9 protein-coding genes are annotated in these 8137 nt (G+C 63.4%); 4 read left to right on the top strand and 5 right to left on the bottom strand.

Annotated elements, in window-relative coordinates:
• From AB5Y50_RS02140 to AB5Y50_RS02125, 4 genes are all read right to left on the bottom strand, one after another.
• The coding region (locus AB5Y50_RS02140; protein WP_368162397.1) for an IS4-like element IS50R family transposase at positions 1 to 941 on the bottom strand (941 nt) is incomplete at its 3' end.
• Between the two features lie 87 nt (positions 942 to 1028).
• Positions 1029 to 1388 carry a hypothetical protein gene (locus tag AB5Y50_RS02135; RefSeq protein ID WP_368162396.1) on the bottom strand — a complete coding sequence of 120 codons (360 nt, stop codon included), beginning with the start codon at positions 1386 to 1388 and terminating at the stop codon, positions 1029 to 1031.
• Positions 1366 to 2250, bottom strand: coding sequence for a hypothetical protein (locus tag AB5Y50_RS02130; RefSeq protein WP_234035471.1), 885 nt, complete (start codon positions 2248 to 2250; stop codon positions 1366 to 1368). The genes AB5Y50_RS02135 and AB5Y50_RS02130 overlap by 23 nt, the downstream gene beginning before the upstream one ends.
• 102 nt (positions 2251 to 2352) lie before the next feature.
• Positions 2353 to 3780, bottom strand: coding sequence for a PLP-dependent aminotransferase family protein (locus AB5Y50_RS02125; protein WP_319882945.1), 1428 nt, complete (start codon positions 3778 to 3780; stop codon positions 2353 to 2355).
• A gap of 252 nt (positions 3781 to 4032) precedes the next feature.
• Here AB5Y50_RS02125 and AB5Y50_RS02120 point away from each other — a divergent pair, with 252 nt between their 5' ends.
• From AB5Y50_RS02120 to AB5Y50_RS02110, 3 genes are read left to right on the top strand one after another with little or no spacing between them, the layout of a single operon-like run.
• Entirely contained in the window at positions 4033 to 4500 is a 468-nt protein-coding gene (locus AB5Y50_RS02120) for an OsmC family protein (protein WP_319882944.1), read from the top strand.
• 18 nt (positions 4501 to 4518) lie between these two features.
• Positions 4519 to 4956: a rhodanese-like domain-containing protein gene (locus AB5Y50_RS02115; RefSeq protein WP_039040570.1), complete on the top strand. Its 438-nt coding sequence runs from the start codon at positions 4519 to 4521 to the stop codon at positions 4954 to 4956.
• Positions 4946 to 5713 carry a GNAT family N-acetyltransferase gene (locus AB5Y50_RS02110; RefSeq protein WP_235713155.1) on the top strand — a complete coding sequence of 256 codons (768 nt, stop codon included), beginning with the start codon at positions 4946 to 4948 and terminating at the stop codon, positions 5711 to 5713. The genes AB5Y50_RS02115 and AB5Y50_RS02110 overlap by 11 nt, the downstream gene beginning before the upstream one ends.
• Before the next feature lie 128 nt (positions 5714 to 5841).
• On the opposite strand, the gene ybaK is transcribed toward AB5Y50_RS02110, so the two are convergent.
• On the bottom strand, positions 5842 to 6312 hold the full coding sequence (ybaK, locus tag AB5Y50_RS02105) for a Cys-tRNA(Pro) deacylase (protein ID WP_010675694.1): 471 nt from the start codon (positions 6310 to 6312) through the stop codon (positions 5842 to 5844).
• Positions 6313 to 6493: 181 nt separating this feature from the next.
• Between ybaK and AB5Y50_RS02100 the strand changes: the two genes are divergently transcribed.
• A complete protein-coding gene (locus AB5Y50_RS02100; protein ID WP_319882943.1) occupies positions 6494 to 7975 on the top strand; it encodes a diguanylate cyclase in 1482 nt (493 codons plus the stop codon).
• Positions 7976 to 8137: the final 162 nt, after the last annotated feature.

Genomic DNA, 8137 nt, shown 5'->3' with positions numbered 1-8137 from the left:
CGCAAGGCTTGGGCTAGCGACTCGACCGGTTCGCTGGTCAGCAACAACCATTTCAACGGGGTCTCACCCTTGGGCGGGTTAATCTCCTCGGCCAGCACCGCGTTGAGCGTGATATTCCCCTGTTTTAGCGTGATGCGCCCACTGCGCAGGCTCAAGCTCGCCTTGCGGGCTGGTCGATTTTTACGTTTACCGCGTTTATCCACCACGCCCTTTTGCGGAATACTGATCTGATAGCCACCCAACTCCGGTTGGTTCTTCAGATGGTCGTACAGATACAACCCAGACTCTACGTCCTTGCGTGGGTGCTTGGAGCGCACCACGAAGCGCTCGTTATGCGCCAGTTTGTCCTGCAGATAAGCATGGATATCGGCTTCGCGGTCACAGACCGCAATCACGTTGCTCATCATGCTGCCCATGCGTAACCGGCTAGTTGCGGCCGCAGCCAGCCATTTGCCACTCTCCTTTTCATCCGCATCGGCAGGGTCATCCGGGCGCATCCACCACTCCTGATGCAGTAATCCTACGGTGCGGAATGTGGTGGCCTCGAGCAAGAGCACGGAGTGAACCCACCATCCGCGGGATTTATCCTGAATAGAGCCCAGCTTCCCAAGCTCTTCGGCGACCTGGTGGCGATAACTCAAAGAGGTGGTGTCCTCAATGGCCAGCAGTTCGGGAAACTTCTGAGCCAACTTGACCGTTTGCATCGCGCCAGCCTTTCTGATCGCCTCGGCAGAAACGTTGGGATTGCGGATAAATCGGTAAGCGCCTTCCTGCATGGCTTCACTGCCCTCGGATGAGATGGTTATTGATTTTCCAGAATATTTTGCCAATTGAGCGGCGACGTTAACCAGACGGGTGGTACGGCGAGGATCACCCAGCGCCGCCGAAGAGAAAACAGATTTGGCCCAGTCAGCCGTACGATGAAGAGCAGAAGTTATCATGATCGTTACTATGTTGGGAGTCACATAGAAGATCAGATCCTGGAAAACGGGAAAGGTTCCGTTCAGGACGCTACTTGTGTATAAGAGTCAGGGATAGACCCCTATGGTGCGAGCACGCTCTTCGCTGTAGCTCAGCTTGACGGCGGCATCGAGCTGGCCCTGGCTGACGAGGGAGAGGCAGCGTTTCCAGGGAAGGGGGGTGAGAATGATGGGATGCCCGATCCGGTTTGCCACCTCCTTGAGGTGGAACTGCACTATCCCCTCGCCGGACATCAGCAACCAGGGAGGCGAATCACTGTTCTCCATGCAGGCACGAATGCTGCCGGGAGCGGCCATGACGCAGGTCGGCAGCAACCAGAGCAGCAGCGCCAGGCAGAGAGTGCGCAAGGGGAGCCTGCCTGACAGGGGAGAACCGGCGAGCCAGTCAGGGAGCGATACCAAAGTCATCCCTCATCGGGTCATAGAGATAGGAGCGGTAGTCGGTGCTCTCGTCGGGCAACTGCGGGTTGGCCAGCCGGAAGATCTGGCGTGAATCGAGTCGGGCAAAGACCAGGGAAGGCTGGAAATGATGGCGCCAGAGGCGCTGCAGGGAGCCATCTTTCCAGGCCAGTTGCAGGCCGCGCAAAAGGCGCTCGCGCTCCTTGCTGTAGGTGGCGTGGCTGTAGAGGGAGTGGATGAGCGGATAGAAGAGGGCGACATGGCTATCCACGGTCAGCCCCGGCAGGCCGGGTCTGTGGTTTTTCCACTCGCTCAATATCTCGTTGGCACCACGGCAGAAGAGATCGATCCGGCCACGGGCCACCAGGCGAAACAGTGACTCATAGTTATCCACCTCCTGCACCCTGAAGCCGTTGTAGCGAAGGATGTCGGCATCCCGCCAGCCTGTGCCCACCCCTTGCCTGAACTGCTGCAACTGGGACAGGGTGTGAACCCCGGCCAGGGCCTGGGCACGGGCGCTGCCGACAAAACAGACCCGGTAGCCGAGCACGCCCAGATCGATGGGGAAGGGGACCAGGGTGACACCGGGTTGAGGGATCTCCTGGGGCCAGCTGTCGACGATGAAGAGGGCATTCTTGCCCGGCGTTTGCACTTCGAGCCGCATCCTCGCCTTGTTCATCCTGATGGCGTCGAGCAGTTCATAGTCGCCGTAATCGGGCCGTGTTTTCTCCAGCGCCAGCCGCATCGCCGCCCGGTAATAATTCATGCGGACATCCTGTTGGGTCTCCCCGGTGATCAGGGTGAAGCGGGTGGCCGCCATCGTGAGGGACGGGAGGGAGAGGGCGAGCAAAAGGAGCAGGATTCGATGCATCTTGACCGGGTTCGGCAACGGGATTGTGCCCAGTATAGACGGGCCATTCCCGTCGACACAGCGCTATCAGGCTCTGGCAGATCTGACCTCTTGAGAAGGGGGTCATGCGGATTGCATCAAGAGACCCAGGCGACGACAGAGTTGGCGCAGCGTCTGGTTGTCGAGGCAGCCAAAGCCGAGCAGCCACCCTTCCAGCGTCGGCGGGCCCAGGTAGAACTGGCCCAGATGGCGCAGCCCCAGCCCGCAGGCGTTGGCGGCATCGGTCCAGCGCGCCTCGCCACCGGGGGGCAGCAGCACGGCGCACTGCAGGCCGGCGCCGCTGTGGATGGGGGTGAGCCCCGGGCAGTGCTCGGCCAGTTCCGCCAGCAGCAGATCCCGTCTGCTCTGGTAGAGGAGGCGGCTCTGGCGCAGGTGGGTGGCGAAGTGCCCGCCCCGGATGAAGTCTGCCGTGACCGCTTGCTGCAACTGGTTGCTGTGGCCGTCGACGGCGGCCCGGGCGCGGCAGAAGGAGTCCATCAGCGGCCTGGGCAGCACCAGGTAGGCGAGGCGCAGCGAGCCGAACAGCACCTTGCTGAAGGTGCCCACATAGATCACCCGCCCCTGGCCGTCGAGCCCCTGCAGGGCGGGCAGGGGACGCTGATCATACTGGTACTCCCCGTCGTAATCGTCCTCCAGGATCCAGGCGCCGTGACGCTCTGCCTCGGCCAGCAGCGCCATGCGGCGGGGCAGGCTCATGGGGACGCCAAGGGGGTACTGGTGTGCCGGGGTGCAATAGATGAGACGCGGTGCAGGATGATCCCCATGAGGGTTGAGCCCCTCTTCATCCACCGGTACCGGATGCACCCGGGCACCGGCGCTCTCCATGGCGGTGCGAGCCCCGGGATAACCGGGGTCTTCTACCCAGACGGTGTCACCGGCATCGATGAGCAACTGGGTCGCCAGCAGGATCCCCTGCTGGGAGCTGGTGAGGATCAGGATCTGATCCGGCTCGCACACCACGCCGCGGGACTGCACCAGATAGCTGCTGATGGCGGCGCGAAGTTCCCCAAGCCCCTGGGGATCCCCGTAGTTCATCCAGTCGCTGGCGCGCTGGCGCCACTGTTGCTGCATCAGCCGACCCCAGAGTGCCTGGGGGAAGAGACGGGGATCCGGCTGGCTGGAAGCAAAGGTGGTGCCCACCTCGGGCACGTCGTGACAGGCGCCACCCAGGGCCATCTCCTGGCCGCGACGGGAGAGGCCAGCCGCTGACTGGGGCGGGCGCGGCGCGGGGCGCACCGCCGCCAGGGCGACAAAGCTGCCGGCGCCCACCTTGCGCACCAGATACCCCTCCGCCTCGAGCCGGCCATAGGCCAGTTCCACCGTGCTGCGGGAGATACCGAGATCCCGGGCCAGGAGACGGCTGGCGGGCAGGCGGCTGTGCAGGGGCAGGTAGCCCGCCAGGATGGCCTCGCGCAGGGTACGCACCAGTTGTTCGTGCAGGGGCAGATCCCCTTGTTGCTGGCTGGCGAAGAGCGTTGGCAGAACGGTCATGATGCGCTCCCGTTGGCGCGGGGGTTGCGCCTCTTTCGAGGCAGGGATCCTGCCCGCAGGGCATGGCGCGGCTGTGGGGCTGGTGACTGACGGGCAGAGCGGGTGGGGTGGGTGGTCATGGTGGCGGCTCGATGAAATTGGTCTGCCCATATTGGCAAAATTGGTCGGCGTGGCAAGGCCATTTTGTCGCTACATTGGTGGTCACAGGGTGGCGCCAGCGGGCGGCACGGATTGGCAACACAAGGAGTCTGCATGTCGGAATACAGTGCCACCATCAGTTGGCAGCGGGGGGAGCACGAGCCCTTCGTCGATCAGCGTTACAGCCGGGCCCATGAGTGGGCGTTTGATGGCGGGGTCAGGGTGCCGGCCTCCTCCTCTCCCCATGTGGTGCCGCTGCCTTACTCGGTGGCGGAACATGTGGACCCGGAAGAGGCGTTTGTGGCGGCCCTCTCCAGTTGCCACATGCTCACCTTCCTCTGGCTGGCGGCGAAGGCGGGCTATCGGGTAGAGAGCTACCGGGACGAAGCGGTCGGCATCATGGCGAAAAACGGACAAGGTCGCCTCGCCATGACCCGGGTCACCCTGCGTCCCAGGGTGATCTTCGGGGGAGAGCAGAAGCCCGCCCTGGCGGACCTGGAGCAGTTGCACCACCAGGCCCATGAGGAGTGCTTCATCGCCAACTCGGTCAACACCGTCGTCACCACAGAGATCGTCATCTAGTCATCAGGAGCGTTCAGGATGAGTCATGTATTGAGCACAGGGGTGGCAGGGGCCGCCGAAGCCAGCGCCTTTTTCGAGGCCCAACTGAAGTTTCGTACCGATCCGGCGGATCTGGCCGCCGATCTGCTGGCCGGGGCGGCGGGGATCGTGGTCATCGATACCCGCTCCCCCGCACACTATGCCGAGGGGCACATTCCCGGCGCCATCTCCTTCCCCCACAGGACCATGACGGCGACGACCACGGCGGCACTGGACCGGAACCTGGTGTATGTCTGCTATTGCGACGGCATCGGCTGCAACGGTTCGACCCAGGGGGCCTACAAGCTGGCGTCCCTCGGGTTTGAGGTCAAGGAGCTGATAGGGGGCCTGCACTGGTGGCGTCAGGACGGTTTCGCCGTCGCCACGGGCAGCGAGCCCGGAGTGCTGCTGGAAGGGGGAATTGCCTGTGCCTGTTGAACGTTGCAATGAGGGGGGCGACGCCTCTCTGTCCGGCGCCGCCCTTTTCAACGACTTTGGGCAGCCTCTGGGGCGTGCGCTGCCAGAATGGCGCGGCGCCGAGTTCCCTCCCCACCGTGCACTGCATGGCTGGGGCTGTCGTCTCGAGCCCCTTGATCCCGAGCGCCACCTGGGGGATCTGTGGCAGGCATTCAGTGCCGACAGCGGGGCCATGTGGACTTATCTGACCAGCGGCCCTTTCGCGGACGAGGCCGCCATGGGGGTCTGGCTGCGGGAGGTCGCCACCAAGCGGGATCCCCAGTTCTACGGCATCATCGACGAGGGGAGCGGACGGGCGCTGGGGCTGGCGAGCTACCTGCGCATCGATCCCCTGGCGGGCAGCATCGAGGTGGGCTGGCTGCACTTCTCCCCCGCCATGCAGCAGTCACGGCTGGCGACGGCGGCCATGGTGTTGATGATGGCCAATGCCTTTGCTCTGGGATACCGGCGCTACGAGTGGAAGTGCAATGCCCTGAACCTGCCTTCGCGCCAGGCGGCCCTGCGCCTCGGCTTTCACTATGAGGGGACCTTCCGTCAGGCGCGGGTGGACAAGGGACACAACCGGGATACGGCCTGGTTCTCCGTCATCGACAGCGAGTGGCCCGCCCTGAAAGGGTGCTTCGAGCGCTGGCTGGAGGACGGTAACTTCGACCATGCCGGGCGTCAGCGTCGCCGGCTTTCCGAACTGACCGCCGCCTGCCGCTCTGCGGCGTGTTGAGGGCGGCAGATCACCCGCCGGGACGGGGCGGTTTCCGGTGCCGGGGCTTTGGGTATCCTTCGCACACAAGGCGCCAGATCCGACATCCAGACGCAAGAGGCGCCAGTCATGGCGCCTCTTTTGTTTGTTCAGTCGTGATGATCGCCGATGGGGGCCGCAATCCAGTTCATCAGCCGGACCATGTCCCCGGGGGCCACGCCGACCGAGAGCCCCCGCTTGCCACCGCTCACCAGGATCTCGTCGAAGGCCATGGCGGAGTCGTCCAGCACGGTGGGCAGCAGCTTCTTCTGGGCCAGGGGACTGATGCCGCCCACCTTGTAGCCGGTCAGCTTTTCGGCTTCCGCCGGCTTCATCATCTCCACCTTCTTGAGCCCGGTGGCCTTGGCGAGCTGCTTGAGGCTGCACATGCCCGAGGAGGGCACGATGGCCACCACCGCCTGCTTGTCGTGATGGGCGAGCAGGGTCTTGAACACCTGCGCCTCAGGCAGACCCAGCTGGGTAGCGGCATGCTTGCCGAAGTCGTCGTGGGCTTCGCACTCGTAGGGGTAGAGCCTGTGGGGGATCTTGAGCTTTTTCAGCAAGTTGATGGCGGGTGTCATGGGGTCTCCTCGAACCGTGGCAAGGCCAGACAGTCTGCGCCCGGGAGCCGGATGTGGCAAGAACCAGTCTTCACACCCAATCGGGGCCTGTGTTAGCGTAACCGGGTGCCGGATCCTATGATTTGGGCACTTGTCCCCGCATTCCAATGCAATGCGCCGGCGATCGAAAGGAATCGTAGCCATGAATACCACAGCACTTTGCGCTCGCGATATCGACGCGGTGGATCGTTATGAGGCCCTCGCCAGGCTGACCGCCCTTGATCGGGCCTATGGCATGGTCGAGTTCGATCTCGATGGTCGCATGGTGTCGGTCAATCCCCTGTTTTGCGACATGCTGGGCTATCCCCCCGAAGCGCTGGTGGGCCAGCCCCATCTCATGCTCTTGCCGCCGGATCTGCAGGCGGAGCATGATCTCTTCTGGCAGAAGGTATTGGGTGGCGAGATCCAGTCGGGGGAGTTTCGCCGGGTCAGGCAAGGTGGCAGCCCCCTCTGGCTCCATGCCACCTACATGCCCGTGAGCGACGAGGCCGGCACCCTGCTGGGGGTGGTCAAGCTGGCGCACGACATTACCTCGGCGGTGATGGCCAAGCAGCGGGTCGAGCAGCAGAGCCAGCTGTTTGACATCGTGGTGGCCGCGCACCAGAGTTTTCTGCTCGATCGCAATCTCGGCTCCGCCTGCGATACCGTCTTCGAGCGCCTGCTGAGCGTGAGCGAAAGCTCCTATGGTTTCATCGGCATCATCCAGTACGAGGATGGCCGCCCCAGTCTCTATGTCCCCTCCATCTCCAATGTCTCCTGGGATGAGGCGACCCATGCCTGGTATGAGCAGCAGCGCCAGAGCCGGGGCGGGCTCATCTTCAGCAAGCTCGACAACCTGTTTGGGCACGTGGTGACCCACAATACCCTGGTGTGCTGCAACGATCTGCCGAGCCATCCAGCCAGTCGCGGTGTCTCCCCCCGTGGTCATCCGCACCTGGAGAGCTTCCTCGGCATTCCCATCCGCCACAAGGGAGAGGCGATCGGCATGATCGCCCTGGCCAACCGCCCGGGTGGCTTTGACGAGACCCATGTCAGCCTGCTCGAGCCCCTCACCACGGCCCTTGGCACCCTTATCCACGCCCGCAACCTGGAGGATGAGCGCAGCCGCATGGAGCGGGTGCTGCGCTTCAACGCCGAGCACGACTTCTTGACCAAGCTGCCCAACCGCAGCAGCTTCTTCCAGCAGGCCAACGTGCTGCTGGATCACGTCCAGCACCATCCCGCCGAAGGGGAGGCCTGCTGCCTGGCCTTGATAGATATCGACTTCTTCAAGCAAATCAATGATGTATATGGACATCTTGCCGGAGATGCCGTGCTGGCGTCGCTGGCGGGGCTCCTGATGCAGGCGGTGCGCAGCAAGGATCTGGTGGCACGCTTTGGCGGGGAGGAGTTCATCCTGCTGCTGCGGGGCACGACCCTGGAGGAGGCCCACACCATCATGGAGCGCATCCGGCGCCAGGTGGAGCAGCACACCTTCCTGTACCAGCACCAGGCGATCACCGTCACCATCAGCGTGGGGCTCACGCCCTATCAGATGAGTTACAGGCGCATGGATGACTGGCTTCAATGCGTGGACCAGCGACTTTACGAGGCAAAACGTCGGGGTCGCAACCAGGTCTCCTGATGAGGGGCTATATCGCGAAATAAAACAGGGCGCCATCATGGCGCCCTGTTTGTTGTGGATGCTTTTTTCCCTTAGAGGGGGCTGTGCTGGCGGCAATATCGGGATCCCCGTGCCCGGCAGGGACGAAAAAGGGCGCCGGGGCGCCCTTGTTTGCAACGGTCC

Source organism: Aeromonas sp. s6 (genome assembly GCF_040907815.1).
Lineage (GTDB): Bacteria > Pseudomonadota > Gammaproteobacteria > Enterobacterales > Aeromonadaceae > Aeromonas > Aeromonas caviae.
The sequence above is the reverse complement of the archived record's forward strand: the minus strand, read 5'-3'. Positions and strand labels throughout refer to the sequence as shown.

Excerpts from the sequence above, each read along its gene's own strand:
- AB5Y50_RS02135 (WP_368162396.1), bottom strand. The coding sequence starts at position 1,388 with ATGACTTTGGTATCGCTCCCTGACTGGCTCGCCGGTTCTCCCCTGTCA.
- AB5Y50_RS02130 (WP_234035471.1), bottom strand. The coding sequence starts at position 2,250 with ATGCATCGAATCCTGCTCCTTTTGCTCGCCCTCTCCCTCCCGTCCCTC.
- AB5Y50_RS02125 (WP_319882945.1), bottom strand. The coding sequence starts at position 3,780 with ATGACCGTTCTGCCAACGCTCTTCGCCAGCCAGCAACAAGGGGATCTG.
- AB5Y50_RS02120 (WP_319882944.1), top strand. The coding sequence starts at position 4,033 with ATGTCGGAATACAGTGCCACCATCAGTTGGCAGCGGGGGGAGCACGAG.
- AB5Y50_RS02115 (WP_039040570.1), top strand. The coding sequence starts at position 4,519 with ATGAGTCATGTATTGAGCACAGGGGTGGCAGGGGCCGCCGAAGCCAGC.
- ybaK (WP_010675694.1), bottom strand. The coding sequence starts at position 6,312 with ATGACACCCGCCATCAACTTGCTGAAAAAGCTCAAGATCCCCCACAGG.
- AB5Y50_RS02100 (WP_319882943.1), top strand. The coding sequence starts at position 6,494 with ATGAATACCACAGCACTTTGCGCTCGCGATATCGACGCGGTGGATCGT.